Raw genomic sequence first — 25,608 nt, forward strand, 5'->3', positions numbered from 1 at the left:
GAGCGACCATATGGAAATCCACAACCGGACTCCAAATGTATATGACTTGCTTGAAATAAACAAAATCCTACTTTCAACTTCAAATAATGGTGAGTCATTTGAGAAAGACTTACATCTCAATGGATTCATAGAAAAACCATGGGGACATGAGTATAGAGTTTATTGTGATTCTATTTTTGATGTATGGCGCCTTCATATATCAAAGAATCAATCCACTTCAATGCATTGTCATATACTCAAAGACACCGTCCTTATATGCCTACATGGTGATGGCGAGACCAGATTTCTTGATGGTACACATCAGGCGTTAAAATCTGGGGACAGCATATATATTGCAAAAGGTGTATTCCATCAGACTATTTCGGGAAAATCAGGTATCGAATTAATCGAAGTTGAAAATCCAAGAAACAAATTCGACTTACTCAGACTTAAAGATAATTATGGCCGGCAAAATATGGCATATGAAAAGAAATCACAGGAACATGATCTTTTACCTCCTTTGCAACAGATAGCTGCAGGCACATTGATCAGAGAACATGACCTACACAAATTAGCATACTTTTCCGTCAAAAATCTTGATAGAAAAATGTTGAATGACGAGGATGATTTTATTTTTATTTCATTAGATGTAAAAAGCCATCTAATGGGAAAGATTCATATCCTACGAGCTAAAGATGCCATCTCAGAAATGTACTGTGGTCAGAATGTATTTTTAATTAACGTCCCGTAACGCAATAAGAAGGAAAATAACATGTCTAATCCGACACGAGTAGTGATAATCACTGGTCCAGGTTTTCAGGATCACGATGTAGTTTATACTTACTATCGTTCTAAAGAGGAAGGATACGATATATCTATTGCAACAAAGGATGGAAGTGCAGTGACAGGGAAATATGGCATCACTGTTCCTATGGATAAAAGATCCAAAGACAATATTAATTTTGATCAACTCAACGCCACTGATTTTGATGCTGTTATTCTCACTGGCGGTCATGAAGCGCCTGATAGAGTTCGCCAAGATCAGAGAGTTAAAGATTTTCTAAAGCAGATGGTAATACAGGGGAAAGTTGTGGCTGGGCTCTGCCATGGTCCCTGGATTATGATTTCTGCCGGTATTCTAAGAGACAAACTCACCTGCGCTTATGTTGGTCTGAAAGACGATATGGTTAATTCCGGCGCCAATGTAATTGAAGCAGATGTAGTTGTCGACGGGAATATCATAACTTGCTCCTATTATGCTGAATGTGGAAAATTTATGCGTCAGACATTCGATGCAATAGATAGATGGAAGCGCGGCGAAACTCTTAAAGAACCGCTGGTGGTATAATTCGATGTTAATAGCAATGGATTTCGACGGGGTCGTGGTTGATGGAGTAGACGAATGCATGCTAATTACATGGAATGTATTACATGACAGACCTCTCAGTGATTTTAACCAAGATGTACTTCAAAACATCCCACGCCTGATGGCTAAACGATTCAGGAAATTAAGGAATTTTGTACGCCATGACGGTCACTTTATTGCCTCATTCACTGAATTTGGTAATGAAGCTATAGATAATGACAGATTCACTGCTATATATGAATCAATTCCAACTGAAGATAAGAAAATATTCAGGGATAAGTTCATCCATTATAGGAAGCTGGCAAGAAGTCTCTACCCTGATTTTTGGGCTGAACTACACCGTCCGCTATTGGATGTTTCAAATTTATTTGAAACAGCTAATGATATCTATATTGTATCAGGAAAGGATGAAGAGTCTATATTATACATTCTAAGTAAATATGGTTTAAACATACCCGCGAATAAAATATATGGAAGGATGACTGACAAAAACAAGACTCTTACCTTGCTAAAATCAATAGCCTTCGATAAAAACGAGGATATTCTATTTATTGATGACAATATCCAAAATGTTATTGATGCATTAGATCATGGCATTCAATCATTTTGGGCTAATTGGGGATACAACATCCCTGAGCATAAATTAATGGCACTTCAAAAAGGAATTAATGAATTAGATACCGAGGATCTCTTGAAATTAGTCAAGAAACCCTCTTAACGCAATATTATTTCAATTTTTTCTGTATGAGGAGTAATAACTCATGGCGAAAGAAATACTATGTGGTTTTGGAGTGGGTGTAGATGCCGTTGCAGGCTGGCTATCTTCTTATGGGGGAGAAGATTCTCCAAGCGATATATCTCGCGGTATGTTCGCTGGCGAAGTAGGTACTCCACGTCTTCTGAATCTATTTGACCAGTTTAATATCCCCACCACCTGGTTTATGCCTGGTCATTCCATCGAAACCTTTCCTCGGCAAATGGAAGCAGTTGTCAATGCTGGACATGAGGTAGGGGTTCATAATTACAGTCATGAAAACCCAATATCTATGTCGCCTGACCAAGAAAGAGAAGTCCTTCTAAAAGGCATTGACATGGTCACAAAATTAACAGGGAAGAGACCTACTGGGTATGTCGCTCCATGGTGGGAATTTTCTCCTGTAACCACAGATCTTCTATTAGAAAATGGCATCAAATATGACCATTCACTAATGCATCATGATCATCAGCCTTATTATGTCAGGAAAGGTGATTCCTGGACCAAGATAGATTATTCCAAGACACCGACCGAATGGATGAAACCGCTGGTACGCGGAGAAGAGACGGACCTTATTGAATTACCCGCCAGTTGGACAATCGACGATATTCCTCCTTTCATGTTCATGAAAACAAAACCCAACAGCCAAGGTTTCATGAATCCCAGGGACATCGAACAGTTGTGGAGAGATCAATTCGATTGGGTCTACCGTGAGCATGAATATGCGATCTTTACTTTTACGATTCACCCGGACGTATCTGGACGCCCGCACGTATTAATGATGCTCGAACGCCTCTTAACTCATATGCTTGGTCATCCAGGGGTGAAATTCCTAAAATTGAATGACATTGCAGATGACTTTGCCAAGCGATCTCCACGGATAAAATAATGACACGGCAGCCGATGAGGCTGCCTGTTTTATGTATCTCAAACCATAAATCCGCTATTTTTTGATAGTTCGAGAATTCTGTCTCTTATTCCTGAAACGAGTGGGTTACGTAATGAGCTATCAATCCATACCAAATAGATTGAATTTATAGGGAGTCTCTCATGGACATTTACTTCAACGATCTGACCTCCTGCTATGCTTTGGGCGCATAAATACTCAGGCATCACAGTCCAACCAATATTTTCTCGGATCATTCTTTCTAAAATCCGCAAATCCGGTACAGTAATAGACGGACGAAGCAGTGCAAAAAATCGCGAAGAATCCTGGAAAACTTCCCTTATCAAGGGTAACTGTTCATCGTAAGCTATTAGAGGAAGCTTCGACAGCGTATCAATCACGTCCTCGTTTTCTTTGAAGTTGTCTGCTATGAGTGACGCTACCACAACTATTAACTTTTCCATTCCAATTTCAGCATATCCAAATTTTTGTTTATCCGGCATAGAAGTTGTGAAACCTAGTTGACAACTTCCGTCCAGAAGACAGCTGTATATGCGCTTCCTATTTCCTGTCAAAACTTTAAATTTAATACCTTCATTGAATAATATTTTCACCAAGTACGGTAATTTTGACCACATTAATTCTGCTGGCCCGATGAAAGATACTGTCCCCGAGGACTTTCTTGTACGTGATCTAAGCATCGACAACTTCAGTTCAATCGTTTCTAAATCTGAAGCCACCAATCTCGCCAATTCCTCCCCATCCACTGTAGCCACCACACCATGTGAACGACGAGTAAAGAGAACACACCCGGTAAAAGCCTCAAGTGAATGAATGTGGGCAGACATTGCAGGCTGGCTTATGCCCAACCGCATTGCCGCTTTTGAAATCGAACCAGCTTTGTATACTTCAACAAAACTTCGTAACTGAACCAGATAGCTCATACTGCGCATCCTTAAGAGCCTGAAGCTCTCCGATTACGACATAAAATCGAAAGCCTGCACAGTATTATGTTATAAACATGTTCCGTTAATGCTTCTATACATATTAACTTATTTTAACAATTAAAGGATTTTATAGGGCAAGGATAGAACATATCAAGATAACCCATTGATATAGCTATATTTAACGTGCGTTATACTGGTTGGCATTAAGGTTTCAAGCATGCCATGAGATTCGGATTGGCGTGTTGTCTTCTATTACATACCCTGGGGAGTGATAGTCGCTAAACCTTTAAATTGACTAAACAATCATTGTATTTTTATCTATTAACGTTGACAACCTCAACTCAAATCGAGTTATCACAAATTCCGTTGGTCAGCGAAGCGGTAGCTTCTTTTAGACCGGTTCGGACTACCTCTCGGAACATTAATCATCATCCCATGGTGCCCGTTTCCATTTTTCAGTCATGAAATCAATAAATACACTTAGCCTACGGGGTATTGGTTCTCGCCGCGCCCGGACAACACTGATCTGAGATGTGTTTGCTTCCCAATCAGGCAGAACTCGGCAAAGTTTCCCAGCTCTCAATTCATCATGAATATCCCAAGTTTCTCGAAGAGATATGCCAAGCCCCGCCAAACTCCAGGCATGCAATACGTCTCCGTTGTCACTGATAAGGTTGCCAGTAACGCTGATGCTTCTTTCATGACCGTCTTTACGTAACGTCCATGAATTGTGTAAAAAACCCGGGTAAGCGAATACTAAGCAGTTGTGATTTAAAAGATCTTCTGGTCGCTCAATGGGTGGATGATTCTTCAGGTATTCGGACGATGCGATGAGAATACGTCTATTATTTGCTATTTTTCTGGCCAGAAGGCGAGAATCAGCCAGATCCCCCATACGAATAGCCAGATCGAAATCACCACTGTAAAGATCCTGGATTTGGTCAGATAACCTTAAATCAAAGCCCACCCTCGGATGTACTTGGCAGAATGCAGCGATCGCAGGAGCAACATATTTTCGGCCAAACGGAGCGGGCGCAGTCAAACGAATATTTCCGCTTAACTCCTCACTATCCCCTCGGGAAAGTTCCTTCATCTCATCCAGAACGGCCAACGCTACGCGAGCCCTCTCAGCTATAGCTCTGCCCTCGTCTGTAATACGTAGATTACGGGTGTTTCTTTCAAAAAGTGTAGTGCCAAGTGCAGTTTCCAGCCTGGCTATCTGCTTGCTCACCATCTTGGGGAGTATCTGTAGGTCTCGTGCTGCGGCAGAGAAATTGTTTCTGTCGACGACGTGTAAAAACACTTCAAGGTCGTCATTTCTCAAGTTTATTTTGTTCATTTTGGGGTAAGTGTTTGTCCGTTTAGGTCTATTTAAAGGATAAATAGATTGTTCCACAATAAGACTCAATATGACAAGTCTGTTATGTCGCATGCAGTCAGAAGAATTTTGCTTTAAGTCCCCCCATATAGAGGAAGTTAAAATGCCTAAACGTATCCTGTTTGTATTGACCAGCCATGACCGTAAAGGTCAAGCCGAGAGTAAAGATGCCGCACCCAGTGGTTTCTATCTTTCTGAGGTGTCTCACCCCTACGATGTACTCACAAAAGAAGGATATGAAATTGATTTCGTGAGTCCCAAGGGGGGCAAGACACATGTTGACGGTTTAGACCTCAGCGATCCGGTTAACGCCTCCTTTTGGAATAATGATTCCTTACGCGAGGCAACTAAAACCACATTAAAACCCTCGCAGATTGATCCTGACGTCTATGACGCCGTCTTCTATGCAGGAGGGCATGCGACGATGTGGGATCTCCCTGACAATATAGAGTTGGCGGGTGTTTCATCACGAATTTATGAAAAGGGTGGCGTTGTCGCTGCGGTTTGTCATGGCCCCGCCGGATTGGTGAATATTCGGCTTTCCGATAATGAATATCTGGTTGCAGGCAAAAAGGTGTCAGCTTTTACCAACGATGAAGAACGTGCCGTAGGGTTGTACGACATTGTTCCATTCTTACTTGAAGACACGCTGAAGCAAAGAGGTGCTGAGCATCTTGCAGCCGCAAATTTTCAGCCACAGGTGATTGTCAGCGAGAGATTAGTGACCGGACAGAATCCCGCTTCCGCAAAAGGAGTCGCTGAGGCAATGCTGCCTTTGTTGGCTTCTATTGAAAATAGAAGAGCCTGAGTTATGAAAGAACGCATGCCTTTTGTTATATATGTCTTTGCACTCTGCGCTTTTGCTTTGGGATTCACTGAATTTGTCACGATCGGCTTGGTTTCCAGGATATCAGTTGATTTAAACGTCAGTGTCAGTCATGTAGGTACAGCGGTGACAGCCTACGCCCTCGGTGCCGTAATTGGTGCTCCGGGATTAACTGCGTTGGCAACACGATGGCCTCGTAAAAGATTATTACTTGTTGCTATGGGCCTGTTTACAGTTGGCAATGGTATCGTCAGTGCGTCTGAGTCCCTAACGCCTATGTTGATTGCACGATTTGCTTCCGGTTTAGGGCACGGAGTGTTTCTTGCTGTTGCTTCAAGTGTGGCAACCCAACTGGCCGGGCGACATCGTGCCGGCGCCGCTGTTTCGGTCGTTTTTGGCGGTCTTACAATTGCGTTGGCATTAGGCGTACCACTTGGTACCTACATCGGTAGTCTGTTGAGTTGGCAGTCTATATTCATGGCAGTAACGGCAAGTGGAGCGATCGGTTTCATTGGATTGGCAATGCTGATGCCCACGGATCAAAATGATCCATCCTTGCAAGCAAATGCCATGGACGGTTTAAAAGCCATGTTCAATCCACTACTGCTTGCGGGAGCAGGAATTACAGTTTTGGCTTATGCAGGATCTTTTGCCCTGTATACGTATATTTCCCCGATTCTACTTCAGGTAACGCATGTAGACGAGCGTACGAGTAGTTTGCTTATGTTGGTATACGGCGTGATGGCCGCTATCGGGAATGTCTGGGGTGGCCGCCTGACTGACAAGCAAGGTGCAGACCGTGCAGTGATGACAGTTCTTATTGGTCTGGCGATCGTCCTCTTTGCTATGTGGTTCTCTGTCTCATCCTTAATGTTAATGGCATTGTTTATTGGCTTGCTTGGAGCATTGACATACGCAGCGGTTCCTTCAATGCAAGCAAGAGTGATCGGACTATCTCACATACATGCACCTGAAGCTCCAGCGGTGGCAGCAGGACTGAATATTGCCGGTTTTAACGGAGGTATTGCATTAGGGTCTCTATTGGGAGGTGTAGCACTGGATGTTACTGGTCTTACAAGCCCTACTTGGGTTGGAGGCGGAGTTGTAATAGTTGGTATTTTGTGGATGTTATTACAAATAAATTCAAATAAAAGACGCACCACCTCCGATTACTCCTGATAGTACACATAGCATTTAAAATGGCTCAGTGAACACCAAATCACTGAGCCATTTTATTTTACCTCTTTGAAAAATATCACAACCAGATACAAGTAGTGTTTATTTTACAAATTCAGCCTCTATTATTCTGGCCTGTTTAGTATCAATCGTAATTTTAAACACCTTTCAAAAACACAGCGACATTCATCAGCAATATCATTGTGTGAAAGGAGATGTACTATGTCAGAAAAGCCCACTTACCCAAACATTAGAGATGGAATTCCAGATTGGATAACTATCAGGGAGGCTGTTAGACTCTTCAACGGATTGAATGGGTGTAAAATAAAAAAAAGTGATTTTTATCGATTCGCGCTACAAGGTAAAATTCGTCTTTCAATATATTTTCAATCCCCAGTAATATTGAGGAAAATTAAATCACGAAATCATAAATTAAAGCTAAGACCAATAAAAAGTTCGTCAACGATGAAATCATTCATGCTTGCCGAAAGTTCCTTTGTCAGCGAAAACAATTTAACTTTCAGTACTGAAGGAAGATATATCCACCCTGTACAGAGAGTCATCGACACAACATTGCTCGGCTATGAATATGTCCTTATACAGCGTTTACTTGCACAATCATTAAAGATTCCACCACCTGTAACTGGAGCAAGGTCGAATAATTATGGCATTACCGTTTCTTTATTGGGGGAAGCGTTTCAAGTTTTCGAAAAGATGACATGGCATGAAAGAATCGAACGACAAGTAAAAAGGCTACCTAAAGATATTTCATCGGATGATTACGAAAAAATAGCACTAAACGACCTAAAAAAAGATTTTAATAAATGTTATTTTCCTATGCATGAATTACCGAGTGATGCCTGCTTTGTCCTCAGAAAAAGTGAACTTGATAAGTTGATCAACAAACCGATCGAAAAAGAAATACTTCCACCCTCTCCAACTCGGATATCCACCCCTCTATCACGCCTCTTCTGGCTTGCCTGCAAAAATAATGAAACTATCAGTCCGCTAATCATGCAACCGTATAAACTATTGTCCATTTTTGAACAATGGGCATCAGAGGAAGGCATTACCGATCGATTCAGTGGCGACACGCTCAAGGCTGCGCTTGAGCGCGGCTCGCCCCCTTCCCTGCCAACACAAAAGTAAGATGATGCCCTTCGCTATGAAAACCCGTATTAAGGATTGTATTTTCCGTAATACGGGCTCATCAGCTTTCTCCACACCACGACTTTGTGTTGTCGTGTTATCTCCCGGCTAGCGCTATATCTGCCACAGGAGAATACCGTGACATCTCATCAGTTATTACGTCTGAAACAGGTTGAAGAAAAAACGGGCCTGAAGCGCTCTCAAATCTATCTGTATATGAAAGACGGCACCTTCCCCCGCTCAATCAAGATTGGCCCGGCCAGTGTCGCCTGGCTCGAATCGGAAATTGACGAATGGATCAATATTAAATTAGTCCGCCGCTCAATAGGCTGAAGGGAGAAAACACCATGATTATCCCGTCACTGAATTACGCCGTATTAACCGATGCCCTGCATGCATTGAAGGATGGCAACATTCGTTACTGTGAATCGCTAGGATTCACTTTCGACGAAATGAATGCCCTCAACCAATTATCACTAGACGAACTGTTTATCATCAGTCGGGAGTCTGCACAGTTTTTGGCTGTGACGGTTCATCACGACGCGTTACACCTGCTTCTGGCTAAATCCCGTGAGGAGGTTCTGCAGCAGCAACGTATCAATCATGCCATCCGGCTCGGCGGGTCAATTGCGCTACTCAACAAGTATTTTGGCCTCACCTCCAACGAAGTTTGCCTTCGCCGCCGGTTACTGGGCGTCCGTGTGCCTTATGGCCGGACGCCAGAGCCGGACGAAGAGACGGATGCGGACATCTGGCGGCAATGGCAACAATGCCGGGTGGCCAACCTGGAATCGACCGATGCGCTGGCCGCCATGATGCAGGTAACGCAAACCCTGCTGCCGAAAGTCGAAGGGCTGTCACTGACCATCGTCTGGAAGCGTATCGCACTTTGCGAACAGGAGGCGTCAGACCGGAGAGCCGCCCATGCCAGATGAGATTGACCGCGATCAGGAATTTAATGAGCAACGACTGGAGGATATGATTGAACAGAGTCGTTTTAAGCCAGGGTCTACGCCATCATTATTCCATTGTCGTGTATGCGGTAAGCCCATTCCTGAAAAGCGACGGCAGGCACTTCCGGGCATAACCACCTGCACGGAATGTCAGGAAAAACTTGAACGCCGAAGACGTTAATAATGGTCACAGAGACATGCAGGAATATTTCTCCTGCATGTCTCTATCATTAACTATAAATCCACAGTCGTCTTTATTATATATTCCACTTCCTTTTATTTACTCCAAAGCTTATCCCCTTCCACCGCTCATTTATCTCTCTCATTTTAACTTTGAATTTATCGTTTATATACCGCCCCGGATATCTGATCATAAAAACGTCATTACATAATAGTTACCCGTATTGACGTTAATTCGCCTGGTTCAGGTGCTGCTCTTTAAAAATAAGGTTCGGGCTGTCACATAACCACAATTCAGGGTGCCGCTGAATGTTCTCGCTGACCCGTTAAAATCGGAATGCAGAGCCGGGATGTGACCTGTTTATTTCATACGCTGTTATTTTAATTAAAGGATATTCCATGCGAAAACCCATTTACCACGTATTTGTCACCCAGGAAAGTCAGCCCGACCCACAGAGTGAAAAAAACACCTGGTGGACGAAAGTCGGCGTGGCTTTTGCCCATCACGGTAAACCCGGACTGAACGTGGTACTGACACCCGGCATTGCCGTTTCCGGAAAGCTGGTGCTCCTTGAGCCCAGGGATGACGGCGACGCGACACAGGCTACTCAGCCCATTTAACCGCCCTTCCCCCTTTTCCCGGCCCTGTGCCGTCTGATGGCGGTACGCGTTGTCCGGTTTACCGTTCCGAGGCCACCATGCTTTCCACCACCGTATTTCTGGCGGCGGCCATGCAGTGCGCCGCCAGCGTTCACCCGTCGACGGCACTTGATGTGGCGCGGGTCGAATCCGGTTTGAATCCGTATGCCATTGCTGAAATTCTGCCCGGTGGCAAAGGCGTGATTTCACATTTTCCCGCCAGCCGAGATGAGGCGGCCAACCTCATCAGACAGCTGACGGCACAGGGCCGACGCTATTCGGTCGGGCTGATGCAAATCACCAGCACCAATTTCCGCCATTACGGCGTGAGCGCCCGCGACCTTCTTGACCCCTGTACCAACCTGTCCGTCTTTGAGCGCATCCTCACCGACTGCTACCGCGGCGGCGGTTCCCTCAAGCGTGCGCTCAGTTGCTACTACTCGGGAAATTTCACGACCGGCCAACAGCCGGAATCCGCGTTTAACCACACCAGCTACATCCAGCGCATCGGCTACGCCGTACCGTCAACGCGGGAAGACCGGCAGCGACCTCCCGCCGAAAAGCTCGTGCCGGAAATCCATTACCCCACCGCCGTCATGCGTGGCGAGCTTACCGATAACGCCACGCCAGTTCTGACATCCCTGCGCTACCCCAATGCCGTGATACGCGGCGCGTTACCCATTCCCGGCCCCCAGGAGGAACAATGATGAAACGAAAACAGACTGACTGGCCCGTCCTCACGTCCTTGCTAATGACAACCCCGGTGCTGGCAGCAGACAGCGGATTTAATAAAGCCAATGAGACGCTGAGCAACACTTCCACAGGCCTGCTCGGACTAGCCGCCGTCACCATCACGCTGGCCACCATGTGGGTGGGATACAAAGTCTTGTTTGACGGCAAGAGCCTGCATGACATGCGCAACGTCATCATTGGCGCCATCCTTATCGTCGGTGCGTCAGGTTTCGGTGCCTACTGGGCGTCATAAGGGAGGTAACGATGGCTACGCTGAACAAAGCGCTGACGCGGCCTGCCGCCATAGCCGGTATTCCCCTCGTGCCGTTCGTGATGGTCAGCGGGGCCATCGTCCTGCTGGCGGTCTATGTCAGCTATTACCTGATATTACTGCTTATTCCCGCCTGGCTGGAGATGAAGGCAAAGGCCAGAACCGATATTCACTATTTCGGGCTGCTCTGGCTGGCCTTTAAAACCCGTGGCCGTTTTGGCACCAATAAACATTTTGGTGCCAATGCCCTGCTGGCAAACCGCTATGACGCCGTCGACGTCTCGGAGTTTATTGAAAAAATGAAGTTAAACGAGCACGTTACGCTGGATAAATACATTCCGTATTCCTCCCATATTCACCCTCACGTCATCAGAAACCGCCAGGGTGATTTGGTTGCCAGCTGGGAGCTGGAGGGCACCTTTTTTGAATGCGAGGACGAACATCATCTGACGTTAATGGCGATGCATCTCAATAACGTGATTCGTGCGTATGAAGGCCTGCCGGTTACCTTCTATCTTCACCGTATCCGGGAAAAGTACCACGATGTCTTTGACGCGAATTCAGGCATTCCCTTTTCTGATGAAGTGACCCGGTTGTATTACCAGCCGATCAGCGAAAAACCGTTCTGGCGGCACCGGCTGTTTTTCACCGTCTGCTACGCGCCCTTCTCTCCGCTGGAGAAAAAAGCCATGAAGGCGCAGCCGTCCGGTAAACGCAAAGCGGCGCTGGATGATGCTCTGAAAGTAATGTTGGAACACCGGGATGCGCTGGCTTCGGCGCTGTCCCGCTATACGGCGACGCCGCTGGGGATGTATGAAGAAAACCGGCGGGTGTATTCCGCCCAGCTGTCCTTTTATCACCGCCTGCTCACCGGCCAGTGGCAAAAGGTCGCGGTCACGCGTGCGCCGTTTTATGAAACATTAAGCACGCCGGATGTCTTTTTTACCACCGACACCGCCGAGTGCCAGACCGTCGGCGGCTCCCGTTTTTTCCGCAGTCTGGAAATCAAAGATTATTCGCCGGAGACCGCGACCGGCCTGCTGGACGCGCTGCTGTATGCCGAAAGCGAGTATGTGCTGACGCAGTCCTTCACCTGCATGGCCCGCGATGAGGTGCAGAAGCATATCCGTCTGGCGGAAAAGCGCCTGACTTCAGCGGATGACGACGCCATTTCGCAGCGCGAAGAGCTGATTGTACTGCGTGACCTGCTCCAGTCCGGGCATGTCTCCTGCGGGAAATATCACTTTTCCCTGCTGGTATCTTCAGACAGCCCCGAGCAGGTGGTGAGGGATACCAACGCGCTGGCGCAGCCCTTCGCCGACCTCGGCATCATGACGACGCTGTCCACGCTGTCGCTGCCCGCTGCGTACCTGGCGCAACTGCCGGGGGTGTATACGCTACGCCCGCGGTTGGTGGCCGTCAGCAGCCAGAACTTTGCCGACCTGGCGAGCCTGCACAACTTTCATTCCCACAAGCGGAGCGGTAATCCCTGGGGTGACGCCATCGCCATCCTCAAATCACCGGGTGGTGGCGGGTATTACCTGAACCTGCACGACAGCCAGAGTGGGCGGGATGACTTCAACGAAAAAACGCCGGGTAATACAGCGATTATCGGGAAAACCGGCTCTGGGAAAACAATGCTGATGACCATGATGCAGCAACTGATGCAGAAGTACCGCAATCCGGCGACGTTCTCCGCCTCAGCCACAATCCAGCGGTTCACAACGGTGTATTTCGACAAGGACCGGGCGGCGGAGATGGCAATACGCCAGATGGGTGGACGCTACTTCCGTATCCGTACCGGCACGCCCACCGGGTTTAACCCGTTTTCGCTTGCCCCAACCCGGCGGAATATCAGCTTTATCAAACGACTGGTGCGCATGCTGTGCCGCCGCAACGGCAAGCCGCTCGATCCGCGCGATGAGGAACGGATCAGTGCCGCCGTAGATACCATTATGCTCGACTACCCGCCCGAATACCGCAAGTTCGGTATCACCCGATTGCTGGAAGTCCTGCCGGAGCCGCCAACCACCGACGCCCGCATCAACGGGCTGCGCATCCGCCTTAAACAATGGGCGCAGGGGGGCGAGTTCGGCTGGGTATTCGACAATGAGGAGGACACCTTCAACATCGGCAACATCGGCAACATTGATAACGTGGGTATCGACGGTACGGAATTTCTCGATGATGAAGATATTCGCGGCCCCATCACGTTTTATCTGCTTTACCGCGTCACCGGCCTGCTGGATGGTCGCCGGCTGGTGATGTTCATGGACGAATTCTGGAAATGGCTGGCCGATGTCGAATTTTCCCGCTTCTCGCTCAATATGCTGAAAGTGATCCGCAAGCTGAACGGCATCTTCGTCCCCGCCACCCAGTCACCTGACGAAATCGTCAAACACCCTATTGCTCCGGCGATTATTGAGCAGTGCAGCACGCAGATTTTTCTCGCCAACCCGAAGGCCAGCCGGGCGGATTACGTGGAAAAGATGAAAGTGCCTGAAAGCGTGTACGACATCGTCAGAAACCTCGATCCGGGTGAGCGCTCTATGGTGGTTCTGAAAACTCCGTTACGCGCAGGTGAAACCCGGCCGTTTGTGGCGATGGCGAAAATGGATTTATCGGGCCTCGGGAAACTTACCAAAATGCTGAGCGGGAGCGAAGACAACCTGAAACTGTTCGACACCCTGTATCAGGAAGGAATGCAGCCTGATGACTGGAAAGCCGCCTTCCTTAAAAAAGCCCTGTAATATTCATGACGGAGGTAATGAAAATGCGGTTCAGAGATATCATACTGGCATTATCGTTGTGTATTTCCACCCAGGCGATGAGCGCCGGAATACCGGTATTCGACGCCGTACAGAATACCGAATCCATGAATCAGTGGATCCAGAAACTCCAGCAGTGGCAGGAAACCGTCACCCACTATAGAAGTGAACTCGATGCCTACAAGCAGCAATTAGCCACAGCAACGGGCGTGCGGGACGTTCAGGCATTTCTCCGCGAGGCCAAAAGTCTGAAAACCGATATCGATAATCTTCGTCAAAACGGTATTTCACTGGATGACCTGCTGAGCAACCAAAGCGGGTCATATTCGTCTGAACTTAATAGCTTGTATAACAAATATAAAACGTTCGATACCTGTAACCCGTCCAGCGCTTCACAACGCTATCTGGACAGTTGCAAACAGATGATCCTGAATCAGGCTGTAGCAATAGAAAATACGTCCGAGGTTGAAAACAAGATCACGGGCACGCTCGACGATATATCAGATTTATCGGACCGTATTGCTAATGCGCAGGATTCGAAAGAGTCACAAGACCTGGCTAACGCCATCGCGGCCAAAAGCGTACAATTGAATGCGCTGACCAGCCAGTGGGAGATGTCAGTCAAACAAACTGAACAGCGCGCAACGCTGCTGGAACAGCAAAAACAGAAAGCCTTTCAGCAACAGCAATTAACTGCGCCCGTTGCTGATCTGAACTCTTTATAGGGAGGTTAAAGAACTACCCGATTGGTTGCCATTGTCCATTGAGAAATACTGCACAGGTCAAGCGTGCTTCAGGGTGTGGACGGCACGCCTTAGGTAACTCCATCACACCACATTTAAAGCCACCGAAGGAACAGTTGGCAGCACATGCGTTGCCAATCAGGGCCTCCAACTGCTCGATGAGTATCGCGGTGCATTGCTTCATAAATGTACCAAGATCCATCTCATCTTGTGGATATTTATCGCTAATGAGTTCGATTGTCGGCGAATAAATCCTGCCATCGGGTTTCATCGTGAAGTCTTTCCAGGCAACTTTCTGACCGGCTTTCGGATGCTCCCAGGCATTGCGTAGCTCTCGTATAAAGCACATCACTGAGATCAGTTTGTCGAAGAACACACAGAATCCGTGGATATCACCGTGTTTTTGGTGAATGGTAGTTCTCAGATTTTCCAGCAGCCTCTTTCCTTCCGTCGGCTTATAAATTGACACAAGAAAATCGGTCAACACCTGTCGTAGGTTGTCGGCTAGCCTTATATAAATGTCAATGTTTGTATGCAGATTGGACGTATGAGGCAACTTTTGTCCTTTATTTCCGCTTGGCCCACCCGCATCTGCGACTTCTAAAATCTGTTCGAAAACCTTCTCGGTCAGGTCGTGAATCTCACAGAGGATGCCTGTCCCTTTGAGGATGAGTCCCATCGCTGTTTCTTGCGAAATGACATCTCTCATAAATCCGGAACTAAACAACCTTTCGCCGGAAACGAGTATTTTCCCGACAATCGGATTATCAAAACCGTAGGAAAACACCTTCTGATAAACATCGCTCACATTGATATTGGTTCGCTCAGGATCGATGTGATCGGCCTTTTGCATCAGGAAAATACTTTTATCCTTTACAACATAAAGACCTTCCGGTGTCCCAAACATGAAACGTAAAGGCGTCTGGTCGTCCACATCTAAAATTTCGATGACCTTAGCGCCATCTCTGAACTGATCAATTTTGTTTTTCAAGGTTCAGTGCCTTATCGCTGTTCTGAGAATAGTACCAATCTCAATTTTAATGATCGCACTGCCAAATCCAATGCAGACGTCTGGCATTTTGTAGGACTGTTACTGTTTTTCTAATGGATTGCTAGAACTCTGATCAGAGCAATACGTCTGGGCGCCCCTTGCAAAGGAGACTATCACTAATCTTTTATTCCCCATCTGTTCTTTTCTGAAGTGAGGCACCATGTCCGGTGGTATTTTTGTTGGTATGGACAAAAACATCATGGATGGACTCAATGCCGTGTTAGAAGGTCAGTCCTCTACCTACGGCACCCTGATCAGTGTGATTATCGTCAGTTCCTTCACCCTATTTATTACGTATCGGGGGTATCAGACGCTTGGCGGCAAACTCCAGACACCGGTTGAAGATGTTGTCTGGGATGTGGGGCGCATGTTGCTGATCACCACTTTTGTTTTAAACCGCGAGGGCTGGCTGGATGCCATCATTGTGGCCATTGAAGGGCTTAAGGACGGCATCAGTGGCGATGATAATGTCTGGGCGCTGCTCGACACGGTGTGGGAAAAGGCACAAGCGCTGGGGCAAACGCTGTTTAATCTCGATACCTCCACCTACGTTAAAGTGAATGGCGGTTTTGCCGAGGTGCTGGTCTGGGCCGGTGCAATCGTTCTGTTACTGGCTGCAACCTTTGTCAACCTGCTCGCCGAAATCACCATTCTGTTAATGACCACCACCGCCCCACTCTTTATTTTCTGCCTGCTGTACGGTTTTCTTAAACCCATGTTTGATAACTGGCTGAAAACAATATTTACCGCAATCTTAACGATCATGTTCTCTGCCCTGTCTGTCCGGATCGCCATCAACTACCTGAATAAAATACTGGATACCGCCACAGCAACGTCTGCTGAAAGCAATATGGTGACCCTGGCGGCGCAATGTTTGCTGGCCGGAATTGCCGCAGGCGTCGTGGTGTATTTTTCAGCGAAAATAGCCACTGCGCTGAGCGGTGCCGCCGTACAGGCCGTGTTACAGGGTGCAACCATGAGCGGACTTAGCGGGCTGGTGAGCAAATCTGCCGACGTCGCCAGACCCGGCATAAAGGCCGGGGGCCGACTGACCGCCAAAGGTGGCATGGCAGCAGCCGCGACAACCGGCAGGTTCATTGGCGCAGGTGCGGGCAAAGCCGTGAACGCCTGGCAGAAACGTGCCACCGCCATCGAAAGCATGAAGCGCCAGAATCAGCAGCGTCACCTTTAATCCTCCCGACCGCTAATTTCTTTTCTCCGTCACGCCGTGGCCTCTGCCAGCGGTGCGGCCTTCCTGCATTTATCCGATAAGAGGCTTCCATGAAATTCACCATCTTGCTTCTGATGCTGTGCGCGCTTACGGGCTGCGCGCAGCATCAGGGCGACCTCCCGCCGGTGTCCGGCGATCCCCAGCCGGTTAATTCCCCCGCCATAATTCAGGAGCTGACTCACCATGTCTGATATTCAGCGTATCATTAATGTCTCGCGCTCTTTTGAATCCATCCTGCTGGAAAAGGAAGAGCGTTCCCGCAAAACCGCCTGGCGGGTGGCCGCTGCCGGGCTGATTCTGGCTGCACTGGCAATTACGGCCATTATTATTCTGCTGCCGCTGAAAACCACTGACATTGAATTGTGGTCGGTGGATAAACAGACCGGCCGTTATGAGTATATGACCCGCATTAAAGAGCGGGATATTGCGTCTGAAAAAGCGCTGGCCCATTCACTGGCGGCACACTATGTCAGACTCCGCGAAGGGTATAACTATTTCTCCCTCCAGCGTGATTATGACGACGTACAATTATTTAACAGCGACAGCGTGAACCGGGCTTATCTTGACGGGTTTAACGGCGACCAGGCACCGGACGTTGTTTTTAATAAAGCCGAATATGTTGTCTATATCGACATTATTTCCAATGTGCACGCGCCTGCCACCGGGCAGGATAACCTGGCAACCCTGCGTATCAAGCGTACCCTTCGCCGTATTTCTGATAATTCAGTGAAAACGGACTTCTGGAATATCCGCCTCACTTACCGCTATGTACCGCATCAGCAACTGACGGACAGTCAGCGGGAAGTGAATCCGCTGGGCTTTATCGTCACCAGCTACCAGCGCGATAAAGAACTGAGGAGCGAATAATGCTGAAAAACATCCTGCTCCTGACGGGCTTACTGGCGTCATGCGCGACATGGAGCGCCGCCACCCCGCGCGGCAGCGCCTATGACAGCCGGATGCAGAACGTATCGTATAACAGCCAGAACGCCACCGTGGTGAATACCCGCCCTGGCTATGTCACCACGCTGCTGTTTGACGACGATGAAGCTGTGATTGATGCGCAAGCGGGCTTTCCAAAAGGCTGGACGGTAACGAAAAGTGATAACCGGGTGGGCGTCAGCCCGAACCCCATCACCCAGCCGGTGACGGACGCCAGCGGCAACAACGTCAGCCAGGTGTTCCTGCCCACGCCAAAGGACTGGAAGACCAACCTCTTCGTGGTGACCTCAAAGCGTGATTACAGCCTGGAGCTGAACGTGCTGGACCACGATTCCCCCGCGCAGGCGTTCGTTATCCGTTACCACTATCCGGCCGAGGTTCGCCAGCAATCCGCCGCTGCCAGCGCCGCGCGTCAGACGCAGCAGCGTGAAAGACAGGAGAAGCAGCAAATAGCAGCGGCATTCGGAGAGGCCAGCATGCCACGCAACTGGCGCTACACCAAACGGGTCGCCGCCGGTTCGACCTCCATCGCGCCGGATTTTGCCTGGGACGATGGTCGTTTTGCATATATCGGTTTTTCCCCCATCAGAACCCTGCCTTCCGTTTTCCGGGTGGTTAACGGACGGGAGCAGGCGCTCACGCCCCGGACAGTTAAGCAGGGTAATTACACCGTGATGGTGGTGCCGGCAGCGCCACAACTGGTGTTGCGTTACGGCACCTCGGTGGTGGGGATCGAAAACGACGGATTCGGGCGCATCCCGATAACCCGCAGCGACACTGTTTCACCGTCCGTTACGCTGGAGGCGAAATGACCGATAAACCTGTCCCGGATGAACCGGAAAAAACCACCGCAGAGCGGGAAGCGGAAGCCCGCGAACGCGCCCGTGCGACAATGGCGTATCAGGAGCCGGAGCAGAAAACACCACCCGGCCAGCCGGAAGTGAGCCGTTTTCGTAAGGCATCCGGTCGCCGTACGCTGATCGTCAGCCTGCTGAGTCTGGCGCTGGTGATCGCCCTGGCATCCGGCGGCGATCGGATTTTCAGTGCATTGAAAGGGGGTAATGAGAAAGAAGCCGACACCGCGCCGCCACACTCTGCCGGGGCTGCGCAGCAGGAGCGTAAAAATCTGGGCATGGACAGTAACCCGTTTGGCCTGTTCGGGCCGGAAAGACAGAAAGCCACTGCCCCTGCCAGCCAGACCGTCACTCCCGCACCCACCCTGCCACCGGCCCCACCCGCCCTGAACAAGGCAGCCGCGCTGGCTGACGGGCTGAACAACGCCCGAACAATGCCGGGTGATAATGCACGCACGTCCCCGGGTGAAACGCGCAGCCACGCAGAAACATCCGACAGTGGGTCATCATCCACGACGTACACATCCTGCCCGTCAGTACTGACCCGAGGAAAGGATGGCAGCCTTCGCTGCACGGATACTGCCGTGCCGGAAACGGGTAACAACGGCAATCCGGGCGTCGCCCGAGTCACCGGCGTCAGACGGTTGGGTCTCGATCCTGATCTCTATATCCCGGTGGACCGCTATATCCCGTGTTCGATGATGTGGCGCTTCGTGTCCGATGCCGGGGGGCATATTTCCTGCCTGGTCAGTGAAGATGTTTACAGCGCCAGCAACCATGTGACGCTGATCCCGGCGGGAACGGTCGCCCGTGGCATCTACCGCACCGGGGCGCTGCAACACGGACGCAGCCGGATGTTTGTGCTGTGGACGGAGCTGCGCACGCCTGAGCCCGGCAGCCTGCAAATCCCGCTAACTGATACGCAGGCCAGCGGCCCGCTCGGCGAAGCGGGGATCTCAGGTTGGATCGACAACCATTTCTGGGAGCGCTTCGGCAATGCCCTGATGCTCAGTACCGTGCAGGACGTGGCAGCGGCGGCGTCGGATGCTGCCCCGGGGAAAGACCGCAATACCGACTACACCGAAAACACCCGCGCAGCCACGGCGGAAATGGCGAAAACGACGCTGGACAACAGCATCAATATCCCGCCCACCCTGTACCTGAATCAGGGTGATGTCATCGGGATCATGACCGGCACCGAGATTGATTTCTCATCCGTCTGGCAGCTGCGACTGAAAAAGAGGTGGTATGAACGCTGAAAACCTGTCGCTGGATTTTATGAAAAACCAGCTGTTTGGTGAGTTTATTGCGCAGGACGGCCTGACGGAAATTGCCGTTAACCGGCCGGGTGAACTCCATACCAAAATCCGGGGGAAATGGCAAAAACATGATTCCCCGGTTACGCTGCGTCAGTGTTACGCCTTTGCCAGAGCACTGGCGTCGTGGCAGGACGATAATATCGACGACACCTCGCCGATCCTTTCCGCCACGCTTGAATCAGGCGAGCGCATTCAGGCCATCATTCCCCCGGCCTGTGAGCGTAATACCGTGTCTATTACGCTGCGCAAACCCTCATTCGGGCAGAAAACGCATCAGTCATGGATTGATGCGGGATTTTATAACCGGGTAAGCGGTAAGGAGCGAACGGAAGGCAAAGATGTTGAACTGACCCGCTATTTTCAAGGTGGGGAAATTTCCCGCTTTATGGAAAAAGCGGTGGAATACGGCAAGACGATTTTTATCGTCGGTGAAACCGGATCCGGTAAAACCACCTATATGAAATCGCTGCTGCACCATATTCCCCGGCACCTCAGGCTGACCACCATCGAGGATAGTCCCGAAATCCGCTTCTATCACCACACCAATTATGTCCATCTCTTTTATCCGGCGGATGCCGGGGATAATGCCATTGTCACGCCCGGCAGACTGATACGCGCCAATTATCGTATGAACCCTGACCGGATATTACTGGCAGAAATTCGCGGTCGGGAAGCCTGGGATGCGCTGAAAATCGTTGGTTCCGGACATGAGGGATTAATGACCTCCCTGCATGCGGGCAGCCCGGAAGAATGCATTGAAGGGTTAATTGACCGCTGCTATGAAAACCCCGACTGCCGGAACATGCCTTTCGACGTGCTGTTACGCAAGGTGCTTAAGAGCATTGATGTGATAGTCAGCATTGATATTCACGGTGACATACGCCGGATGAGTGATGTTTATTTTAAACCCCTTCATCTTAATGGCATGAGAGGTGTATTCAGCAAAGGACTTCAATAAATAACTTATCGAATTACGCAACACTCGTTTGAATATGAAGGTGACCGAAATGAAAAAATCAATATCCTCCGCATTATTGCTCTGCATTATGGCGTCATATTCCACCTCCGTCATGGCCGCTGACGCCTGTGAAGTGGTGTTATGTATGTACGGTAAAGCCACCGGGAACGGCGGCGGCAATGAATGCCATTCGGCCGAACGTGCATTCTTTAATATCGTCAAAAAGAACAAGCACGGTTTTCTGCCAGACCATACTGCCGATGCGAGAAAATCATTTTTACTTGAGTGTGACTCGGCAGCCCCGGCAATTATCAACCAGATAATCAGTAAATTTGGCCGCATGCGTGGTTAATTAGCGGAGGTTATCTTTATGACCAAACCGGGTTTTATTCAGCATCCCTGGACACATCAGCGTGGGGATTCCATGCGCGCAGCCTGTGTTATTGAGCACATTGAAAATGAGGCGATGCACGGATGCGGCCTTTATTATGAAATTTATCACTACCGGGTTGTCTGCAGGTTATTGCAGTTGCTGCAAACGCTGAACGCCACCGACAGAATAACGCTGACAGAGGAAGCCAACCGGCGAGGTTTTACGCTGGATGAAACCAGCATTAAAGAAAGTCGTCAGTGTTATTCTGACATCATCAGGGAAATCCGCGAGAGCCACTATTAATCCCTGTATTAATTTTATTCGCAGGTCCCCTATAGCGCCAAAATATTTCAGCCGAATCAGGCTTAAGGCGTGGTGGTTTTCCGGTTTTTACGGCCCAGCACATTTTTCACGAATTAAGGAGTGAAGAAATGCAGGCCGTAAAAATGAGGCAGCGGACAGAACTATTTTCGCGGGTTAAGGAGCGAAAATAGTTCAGGCACCGCGCCTCACCGGCAAACAGCCGCGCCCACGCGGATTTTGCAGGCCGGGGGGAGCCGAATAAATTTCGCCGCCCCAGCGAGCGGAAAGCTGTCGCCCACGACAGCGGTTTATTTGGGGGGCACAGCCCCGCACACCGTCGCGGCTAAGTCTCCGGCCAAAAGCCGGTAGCGTGGCGCGACCACCCTCTTTAAAGGTCAGCTTCCCTTTTATTCCCGCTGCGAGGAACGAGCAAAGGGAAGAAAAAGGCGAAAGCGACCGTCTTAAAGGGGGTGGTCGCGCGTAGCGGGCGACGGTGTGCCGCCGTTGACGTTGGGGGTTTTGGTGCGGCGTCCAGCCGCGACATTACCCCCATGCGACATATCATAAGGGCGTCCAGCCCGCATGTACTGGCGCACGCCGTTCGGGCAGGCAAGCATGCTTTCCTGCACATGGTCGCACAGCGGCCACCTTCTTCGTCCCTGATGGTCGCCCCGCCTTTTCGCCCGACACCGTGGGGCGAACTGATGGGGCGACGTCATGGGGCGAACTGCTGACGAAGGAGGCATCGTGATTTTGAATAAGCTGGCCGTTTCACTGTCGCCGATAGTGAATGGCGCGCTGAGCTTCATGGCTTTTATGCAACAGCATCAGCTGATGCTGGCGCTGTTATCGGGGCTGACGATGCCGTTTTTCGCGTCGATGAAAAGCGATGAACGGCAGAAAGCCCCGTTATGGAAAAGGTTGATTATCGCTTTTTCCCTGCTGTGTTTTCTCTTCGGCACACTGGCCCCGGTGGTGATCGGAGCCTTCCAGTGGCTGTATAAGACCAGACTCACCAGTGATAATACGGTACTGGCCTGGTCAGTACGGATTGCTTTCACTGTAACCGGGATTATTTTCCATATTATGCTTCGCCGGTTATTCACACCGGAGCTGGACAGAATAAAGAAACGCCTTGTTAAAAAGACCACCCTTGAACGGGAATTGCGCACCGATGTCCGCACCGTAAAATCTCTGCTACCGGAAACCCTGCATTATAATCCGCTGAATTATATCGACCTGAATAAAGGCATTTTTACTGGCATGGACAGGGAGAACGAACCAATGTATCTCCCGTTAAAAGACTGGCAGAAACAGCACGCAGATATTATCGGTACCACCGGAGCCGGTAAAGGGGTGGCCGCCGGGATATTACTTTATCAAAGCATTCTGGCCGGTGAAGGTGTCTTTGTTATGGACCCCAAAGACGATGAATGGGCCCCGCATCTTTACCGCAAAGCCTGCGAGGATGCAGGCAAACCCTTTGCCTTAATTGACCTGCGAAAACAGCAATATCAGTTAAACCTGATTGAAGATATCACGCCCGATGAACTGGAAGAATTGTTCGTTGCCGGTTTCAGCCTCGCGGAAAAAGGGCAGGAATCGGATTTTTATCGCATTGATGACCGAAAAGCCGCGCGTACCGCCGCACAATTTGTCAGTGATAATCCATCGGCAACAATCCGTGATGTCTATAACGGTGATTACGTTCAGGGGGTTGCCGAAAAAATCAAAGCATTTTTCGGCAAGATTGAGGAACTGGCATTACTCAATGCCATTAACTCACCAGAAGGCTTTGCGCTTAAGCACATATTTGATGAAGGCGGCTGCTGCTATGTTGTCGGCTCCATGCGAAACAGCAAAATTATTACCGCCCAGCGCATGCTGCTGGTTCGCCTTTACCAGCTGGCAGAAAAGCGCGATCGAGTAACAGACGTCCCCCGCCCCATTGCTGTTTATCTTTCCGAACTGAAATACCATTTATCCAGGCCCGCACTGGAAGGTTTAGGCGCGGCACGCGATAAAGGCGTGCATATTATTATGGACCATCAGTCTATTGCCGATTTAAAAGACTGCCCGGCAGATTTGAAAGGTGACGCAGTTGTCGGCGCTGTCGTTGAGAACGCCAAATTCAAACTGGTTTATCGTGTCATGGACCCGGATACCGCTGAATGGGTGGCGAGGATGTCAGGCACTATATTAGTCGATGATGAGGTCCGCAAAGCAAAAACCGATGCCGTGCTGACAGAGACTATCGACAGTGAACGCACCATCAGGCAGGCCGAGCGTTTCTTTACTGACAGCAATATGATCCTGAATCTACCCGATTTTGTCAGCTTCATTTTTACGACAAAAACACTCCCCTCTGCTTCGCTGATTTCGCCCATCAGGGTGAAGAAACGCGAACTGAAGATCTGCGCCGTGTCGTCCGCGATTGCCGCCACCGCCGCAACGGTAAACATCACCCTGGATTTTAGCGAGGAGGAAACATCCTCCGTATCCGTATCAATGCCGGATATCACCACAACGCGGCCCGATCTTTTTTTTGATACGGACGAAAAAGACACAACAACACCGAATGCCGATAAAGAGGAAAACCCGTCATTGCTGGATTTTTAAAGGGGGGAATGATGCTTATCACCGCATACAGCGAACGCCAGACGCGACACCACGAAAAAATACAACGACTGCTGAATTTTCTGAAGGAGGAAACGTACAGTGACTTTAAAACACTGATGCTGCTGTTCGGTTTCAGGGATCATAAATCACTGTATTCCCTGCTTTCAAAAGCCGAGGGTATGGGCTTGATACAAAAACATGTCCTGGTATCGCGCACGATGAAAATTTCATTATGGGGCATAACCACTGACGGGCTGGCCGTTGTATTAACCCCCGACGATGCGATTTTTCCGGCGCGGTTTGAGCCTTCAAAAATTACCGGCTGGACGCTGGAGCACCATCTTGATAATCAGACCGCCCGTATCATCCTTGAGCAAAAAGGCGCATCCGGATGGATAAACGGCGATCGCACAACCTTCCTCAATCGTTATCAGACCAGCCACCGCCCGGACGGACTGATTACCCTGCCCGGCGGCATCGTGATCGCCATTGAGACCGAGCGCCGTCTGAAAACCAGAGCCCGTTATCAGTCGATCATCGCCAGTCATTTGCTTGCCCGAACCCGTAAAGACTGGATTTACGTTTTTTATATCGTGCCGGACCCGCAGAAAAAGCGCGGTCTTGAACGGCTGTTTGACAGCATCCGGCACGTCATCGTTAACCATCAACACATCCCGCTGGAAACCCGCCACCGGCATGTCTTCCGCATCTACACGCTCGACGAGCTGCAACAGCTCGATGTAGGCCACGGCATATAGTTCTTCTGTATAACCAACTGCCCCAACCCGCCCACCAGCAGCGCAACGGCCTGAAATAATTCCCCTCGAAATACTCACCCAACATCAGAACAGACAGGACTCCAGAATGAACAGAGAAACTGACCGACTTGCTGACGTACTGACTGAAATGAGCGCCAAAGCACTGGTCACATGGATGACGCATTCCGCTTTGCAGGACATACCACGCGAAGCATTACTGGTTCGCGGCAGCGATTTTGTGTACGCCCTACAGTCAAACTTTGTGCTGCTACGTGATGTTTTGTCAGAAACGCTGGAAGATATTGAGCAGCATAGCCATGACCTCGAAGAAAGACTTAATAATCTGGAACAGCGGCTGCTTGCACTTCAGGTAGTTGCTGGTAACCGAGAATAACTGCCCATTCCCCCCTGTCCGTGTGACTTGCTTTATTCCACTGTAGAGACATGACTGTT

General features: G+C 49.4%; 28 protein-coding genes. 25 read left to right on the forward strand and 3 right to left on the reverse strand.

Annotated features, from left to right (window positions below):
• Positions 1 to 10: 10 nt before the first annotated feature.
• The 4 genes from JOE25_RS13115 to JOE25_RS13130 are packed head-to-tail and all read left to right on the forward strand — an operon-like array spanning position 11 to position 2,988.
• Positions 11 to 730, forward strand: a complete 720-nt coding sequence (locus JOE25_RS13115; protein ID WP_209635800.1) for a cupin domain-containing protein — start codon at positions 11 to 13, stop codon at positions 728 to 730.
• A gap of 21 nt (positions 731 to 751) precedes the next feature.
• Positions 752 to 1,327 (forward strand): DJ-1/PfpI family protein, encoded by a 576-nt coding sequence (locus JOE25_RS13120; RefSeq protein ID WP_024359927.1) that lies wholly within the window; start codon positions 752 to 754, stop codon positions 1,325 to 1,327.
• Between the two features lie 58 nt (positions 1,328 to 1,385).
• Positions 1,386 to 2,063, forward strand: coding sequence for a hypothetical protein (locus JOE25_RS13125; protein WP_224328057.1), 678 nt, complete (start codon positions 1,386 to 1,388; stop codon positions 2,061 to 2,063).
• A 43-nt stretch (positions 2,064 to 2,106) separates the two neighbouring features.
• Positions 2,107 to 2,988, forward strand: a complete 882-nt coding sequence (locus tag JOE25_RS13130) for a polysaccharide deacetylase (RefSeq protein ID WP_015689823.1) — start codon at positions 2,107 to 2,109, stop codon at positions 2,986 to 2,988.
• Between the two features lie 38 nt (positions 2,989 to 3,026).
• Here the strand turns inward: JOE25_RS13130 and JOE25_RS13135 are convergent, their stop codons facing one another.
• Together JOE25_RS13135 and JOE25_RS13140 are read right to left on the reverse strand one after the other, a co-directional pair.
• Positions 3,027 to 3,929 carry a LysR family transcriptional regulator gene (locus JOE25_RS13135; RefSeq protein WP_015689822.1) on the reverse strand — a complete coding sequence of 301 codons (903 nt, stop codon included), beginning with the start codon at positions 3,927 to 3,929 and terminating at the stop codon, positions 3,027 to 3,029.
• Positions 3,930 to 4,353: 424 nt separating this feature from the next.
• Positions 4,354 to 5,271, reverse strand: coding sequence for a LysR family transcriptional regulator (locus JOE25_RS13140; RefSeq protein ID WP_048284455.1), 918 nt, complete (start codon positions 5,269 to 5,271; stop codon positions 4,354 to 4,356).
• Between the two features lie 142 nt (positions 5,272 to 5,413).
• Between JOE25_RS13140 and JOE25_RS13145 the strand changes: the two genes are divergently transcribed.
• From JOE25_RS13145 to JOE25_RS13195, 11 genes are all read left to right on the forward strand, one after another.
• The gene (locus JOE25_RS13145; RefSeq protein ID WP_048284456.1) at positions 5,414 to 6,118 is read left to right on the forward strand and encodes a type 1 glutamine amidotransferase domain-containing protein; all 705 of its coding nucleotides are present in this window, start codon (positions 5,414 to 5,416) and stop codon (positions 6,116 to 6,118) included.
• Positions 6,119 to 6,121: 3 nt separating this feature from the next.
• On the forward strand, positions 6,122 to 7,315 hold the full coding sequence (locus JOE25_RS13150; RefSeq protein ID WP_064367710.1) for an MFS transporter: 1,194 nt from the start codon (positions 6,122 to 6,124) through the stop codon (positions 7,313 to 7,315).
• Positions 7,316 to 7,534: 219 nt separating this feature from the next.
• A complete protein-coding gene (locus tag JOE25_RS13155) occupies positions 7,535 to 8,461 on the forward strand; it encodes a hypothetical protein (RefSeq protein ID WP_064367709.1) in 927 nt (308 codons plus the stop codon).
• Positions 8,462 to 8,599: 138 nt separating this feature from the next.
• The gene (locus JOE25_RS13160; protein WP_009635172.1) at positions 8,600 to 8,794 is read left to right on the forward strand and encodes an AlpA family transcriptional regulator; all 195 of its coding nucleotides are present in this window, start codon (positions 8,600 to 8,602) and stop codon (positions 8,792 to 8,794) included.
• A gap of 14 nt (positions 8,795 to 8,808) precedes the next feature.
• Positions 8,809 to 9,396: a DUF2857 domain-containing protein gene (locus JOE25_RS13165; RefSeq protein ID WP_209635802.1), complete on the forward strand. Its 588-nt coding sequence runs from the start codon at positions 8,809 to 8,811 to the stop codon at positions 9,394 to 9,396.
• On the forward strand, positions 9,386 to 9,595 hold the full coding sequence (locus JOE25_RS13170; protein ID WP_009635174.1) for a TraR/DksA family transcriptional regulator: 210 nt from the start codon (positions 9,386 to 9,388) through the stop codon (positions 9,593 to 9,595). The genes JOE25_RS13165 and JOE25_RS13170 overlap by 11 nt, the downstream gene beginning before the upstream one ends.
• A gap of 398 nt (positions 9,596 to 9,993) precedes the next feature.
• Positions 9,994 to 10,215: a hypothetical protein gene (locus JOE25_RS13175; RefSeq protein ID WP_209635803.1), complete on the forward strand. Its 222-nt coding sequence runs from the start codon at positions 9,994 to 9,996 to the stop codon at positions 10,213 to 10,215.
• Between the two features lie 77 nt (positions 10,216 to 10,292).
• On the forward strand, positions 10,293 to 10,940 hold the full coding sequence (locus tag JOE25_RS13180; protein ID WP_209635805.1) for a lytic transglycosylase domain-containing protein: 648 nt from the start codon (positions 10,293 to 10,295) through the stop codon (positions 10,938 to 10,940).
• Positions 10,940 to 11,218, forward strand: coding sequence for a TrbC/VirB2 family protein (locus tag JOE25_RS13185; protein ID WP_060854760.1), 279 nt, complete (start codon positions 10,940 to 10,942; stop codon positions 11,216 to 11,218). Before JOE25_RS13180 ends, JOE25_RS13185 begins: the two co-directional genes overlap by 1 nt.
• Before the next feature lie 11 nt (positions 11,219 to 11,229).
• Positions 11,230 to 13,986 carry a VirB3 family type IV secretion system protein gene (locus JOE25_RS13190; RefSeq protein WP_209635807.1) on the forward strand — a complete coding sequence of 919 codons (2,757 nt, stop codon included), beginning with the start codon at positions 11,230 to 11,232 and terminating at the stop codon, positions 13,984 to 13,986.
• A 23-nt stretch (positions 13,987 to 14,009) separates the two neighbouring features.
• Complete coding sequence (locus JOE25_RS13195; protein ID WP_209635809.1) at positions 14,010 to 14,729, forward strand: type IV secretion system protein; 720 nt, start codon at positions 14,010 to 14,012, stop codon at positions 14,727 to 14,729.
• A 13-nt stretch (positions 14,730 to 14,742) separates the two neighbouring features.
• On the opposite strand, the gene JOE25_RS13200 is transcribed toward JOE25_RS13195, so the two are convergent.
• Entirely contained in the window at positions 14,743 to 15,738 is a 996-nt protein-coding gene (locus tag JOE25_RS13200) for a hypothetical protein (protein ID WP_209635810.1), read from the reverse strand.
• A 220-nt stretch (positions 15,739 to 15,958) separates the two neighbouring features.
• On the opposite strand from JOE25_RS13200, the gene JOE25_RS13205 reads away from it, so the two are divergent.
• The 10 genes from JOE25_RS13205 to JOE25_RS13250 all read left to right on the forward strand — a co-directional run bounded on the left by JOE25_RS13205 (position 15,959) and on the right by JOE25_RS13250 (position 25,549).
• Complete coding sequence (locus tag JOE25_RS13205; protein ID WP_209635813.1) at positions 15,959 to 16,990, forward strand: type IV secretion system protein; 1,032 nt, start codon at positions 15,959 to 15,961, stop codon at positions 16,988 to 16,990.
• A gap of 222 nt (positions 16,991 to 17,212) precedes the next feature.
• A complete protein-coding gene (locus JOE25_RS13210; protein ID WP_209635815.1) occupies positions 17,213 to 17,896 on the forward strand; it encodes a type IV secretion system protein in 684 nt (227 codons plus the stop codon).
• Positions 17,896 to 18,783, forward strand: a complete 888-nt coding sequence (gene virB9 / locus JOE25_RS13215) for a P-type conjugative transfer protein VirB9 (protein ID WP_209635817.1) — start codon at positions 17,896 to 17,898, stop codon at positions 18,781 to 18,783. The genes JOE25_RS13210 and virB9 overlap by 1 nt, the downstream gene beginning before the upstream one ends.
• Positions 18,780 to 20,084, forward strand: coding sequence for a VirB10/TraB/TrbI family type IV secretion system protein (gene virB10 / locus JOE25_RS13220; protein WP_209635819.1), 1,305 nt, complete (start codon positions 18,780 to 18,782; stop codon positions 20,082 to 20,084). The genes virB9 and virB10 overlap by 4 nt, the downstream gene beginning before the upstream one ends.
• Positions 20,074 to 21,102, forward strand: a complete 1,029-nt coding sequence (virB11, locus tag JOE25_RS13225) for a P-type DNA transfer ATPase VirB11 (RefSeq protein WP_209635821.1) — start codon at positions 20,074 to 20,076, stop codon at positions 21,100 to 21,102. Before virB10 ends, virB11 begins: the two co-directional genes overlap by 11 nt.
• A gap of 49 nt (positions 21,103 to 21,151) precedes the next feature.
• Complete coding sequence (locus tag JOE25_RS13230; protein ID WP_209635824.1) at positions 21,152 to 21,454, forward strand: TrbM/KikA/MpfK family conjugal transfer protein; 303 nt, start codon at positions 21,152 to 21,154, stop codon at positions 21,452 to 21,454.
• Between the two features lie 18 nt (positions 21,455 to 21,472).
• Positions 21,473 to 21,778, forward strand: a complete 306-nt coding sequence (locus JOE25_RS13235; RefSeq protein WP_116164652.1) for a hypothetical protein — start codon at positions 21,473 to 21,475, stop codon at positions 21,776 to 21,778.
• A gap of 747 nt (positions 21,779 to 22,525) precedes the next feature.
• Positions 22,526 to 24,397, forward strand: coding sequence for a type IV secretion system DNA-binding domain-containing protein (locus JOE25_RS13240; protein ID WP_209635826.1), 1,872 nt, complete (start codon positions 22,526 to 22,528; stop codon positions 24,395 to 24,397).
• A gap of 11 nt (positions 24,398 to 24,408) precedes the next feature.
• Positions 24,409 to 25,155 carry a MobC family replication-relaxation protein gene (gene mobC / locus JOE25_RS13245; protein ID WP_209635828.1) on the forward strand — a complete coding sequence of 249 codons (747 nt, stop codon included), beginning with the start codon at positions 24,409 to 24,411 and terminating at the stop codon, positions 25,153 to 25,155.
• A 106-nt stretch (positions 25,156 to 25,261) separates the two neighbouring features.
• Positions 25,262 to 25,549, forward strand: coding sequence for a hypothetical protein (locus tag JOE25_RS13250; RefSeq protein ID WP_209635830.1), 288 nt, complete (start codon positions 25,262 to 25,264; stop codon positions 25,547 to 25,549).
• Positions 25,550 to 25,608: the final 59 nt, after the last annotated feature.

This window comes from Serratia sp. PL17 (assembly GCF_017832355.1).
In the GTDB taxonomy this organism is placed as follows: Bacteria; Pseudomonadota; Gammaproteobacteria; order Enterobacterales; family Enterobacteriaceae; genus Serratia.

Excerpts from the sequence above, each read along its gene's own strand:
- JOE25_RS13115 (WP_209635800.1), top strand. The coding sequence starts at position 11 with ATGGAAATCCACAACCGGACTCCAAATGTATATGACTTGCTTGAAATA.
- JOE25_RS13120 (WP_024359927.1), top strand. The coding sequence starts at position 752 with ATGTCTAATCCGACACGAGTAGTGATAATCACTGGTCCAGGTTTTCAG.
- JOE25_RS13125 (WP_224328057.1), top strand. The coding sequence starts at position 1,386 with ATGCTAATTACATGGAATGTATTACATGACAGACCTCTCAGTGATTTT.
- JOE25_RS13130 (WP_015689823.1), top strand. The coding sequence starts at position 2,107 with ATGGCGAAAGAAATACTATGTGGTTTTGGAGTGGGTGTAGATGCCGTT.
- JOE25_RS13135 (WP_015689822.1), bottom strand. The coding sequence starts at position 3,929 with ATGAGCTATCTGGTTCAGTTACGAAGTTTTGTTGAAGTATACAAAGCT.
- JOE25_RS13140 (WP_048284455.1), bottom strand. The coding sequence starts at position 5,271 with ATGAACAAAATAAACTTGAGAAATGACGACCTTGAAGTGTTTTTACAC.
- JOE25_RS13145 (WP_048284456.1), top strand. The coding sequence starts at position 5,414 with ATGCCTAAACGTATCCTGTTTGTATTGACCAGCCATGACCGTAAAGGT.
- JOE25_RS13150 (WP_064367710.1), top strand. The coding sequence starts at position 6,122 with ATGAAAGAACGCATGCCTTTTGTTATATATGTCTTTGCACTCTGCGCT.
- JOE25_RS13155 (WP_064367709.1), top strand. The coding sequence starts at position 7,535 with ATGTCAGAAAAGCCCACTTACCCAAACATTAGAGATGGAATTCCAGAT.
- JOE25_RS13165 (WP_209635802.1), top strand. The coding sequence starts at position 8,809 with ATGATTATCCCGTCACTGAATTACGCCGTATTAACCGATGCCCTGCAT.
- JOE25_RS13170 (WP_009635174.1), top strand. The coding sequence starts at position 9,386 with ATGCCAGATGAGATTGACCGCGATCAGGAATTTAATGAGCAACGACTG.
- JOE25_RS13175 (WP_209635803.1), top strand. The coding sequence starts at position 9,994 with ATGCGAAAACCCATTTACCACGTATTTGTCACCCAGGAAAGTCAGCCC.
- JOE25_RS13180 (WP_209635805.1), top strand. The coding sequence starts at position 10,293 with ATGCTTTCCACCACCGTATTTCTGGCGGCGGCCATGCAGTGCGCCGCC.
- JOE25_RS13185 (WP_060854760.1), top strand. The coding sequence starts at position 10,940 with ATGAAACGAAAACAGACTGACTGGCCCGTCCTCACGTCCTTGCTAATG.
- JOE25_RS13190 (WP_209635807.1), top strand. The coding sequence starts at position 11,230 with ATGGCTACGCTGAACAAAGCGCTGACGCGGCCTGCCGCCATAGCCGGT.
- JOE25_RS13195 (WP_209635809.1), top strand. The coding sequence starts at position 14,010 with ATGCGGTTCAGAGATATCATACTGGCATTATCGTTGTGTATTTCCACC.
- JOE25_RS13205 (WP_209635813.1), top strand. The coding sequence starts at position 15,959 with ATGTCCGGTGGTATTTTTGTTGGTATGGACAAAAACATCATGGATGGA.
- JOE25_RS13210 (WP_209635815.1), top strand. The coding sequence starts at position 17,213 with ATGTCTGATATTCAGCGTATCATTAATGTCTCGCGCTCTTTTGAATCC.
- virB9 (WP_209635817.1), top strand. The coding sequence starts at position 17,896 with ATGCTGAAAAACATCCTGCTCCTGACGGGCTTACTGGCGTCATGCGCG.
- virB10 (WP_209635819.1), top strand. The coding sequence starts at position 18,780 with ATGACCGATAAACCTGTCCCGGATGAACCGGAAAAAACCACCGCAGAG.
- virB11 (WP_209635821.1), top strand. The coding sequence starts at position 20,074 with ATGAACGCTGAAAACCTGTCGCTGGATTTTATGAAAAACCAGCTGTTT.
- JOE25_RS13230 (WP_209635824.1), top strand. The coding sequence starts at position 21,152 with ATGAAAAAATCAATATCCTCCGCATTATTGCTCTGCATTATGGCGTCA.
- JOE25_RS13235 (WP_116164652.1), top strand. The coding sequence starts at position 21,473 with ATGACCAAACCGGGTTTTATTCAGCATCCCTGGACACATCAGCGTGGG.
- mobC (WP_209635828.1), top strand. The coding sequence starts at position 24,409 with ATGCTTATCACCGCATACAGCGAACGCCAGACGCGACACCACGAAAAA.
- JOE25_RS13250 (WP_209635830.1), top strand. The coding sequence starts at position 25,262 with ATGAACAGAGAAACTGACCGACTTGCTGACGTACTGACTGAAATGAGC.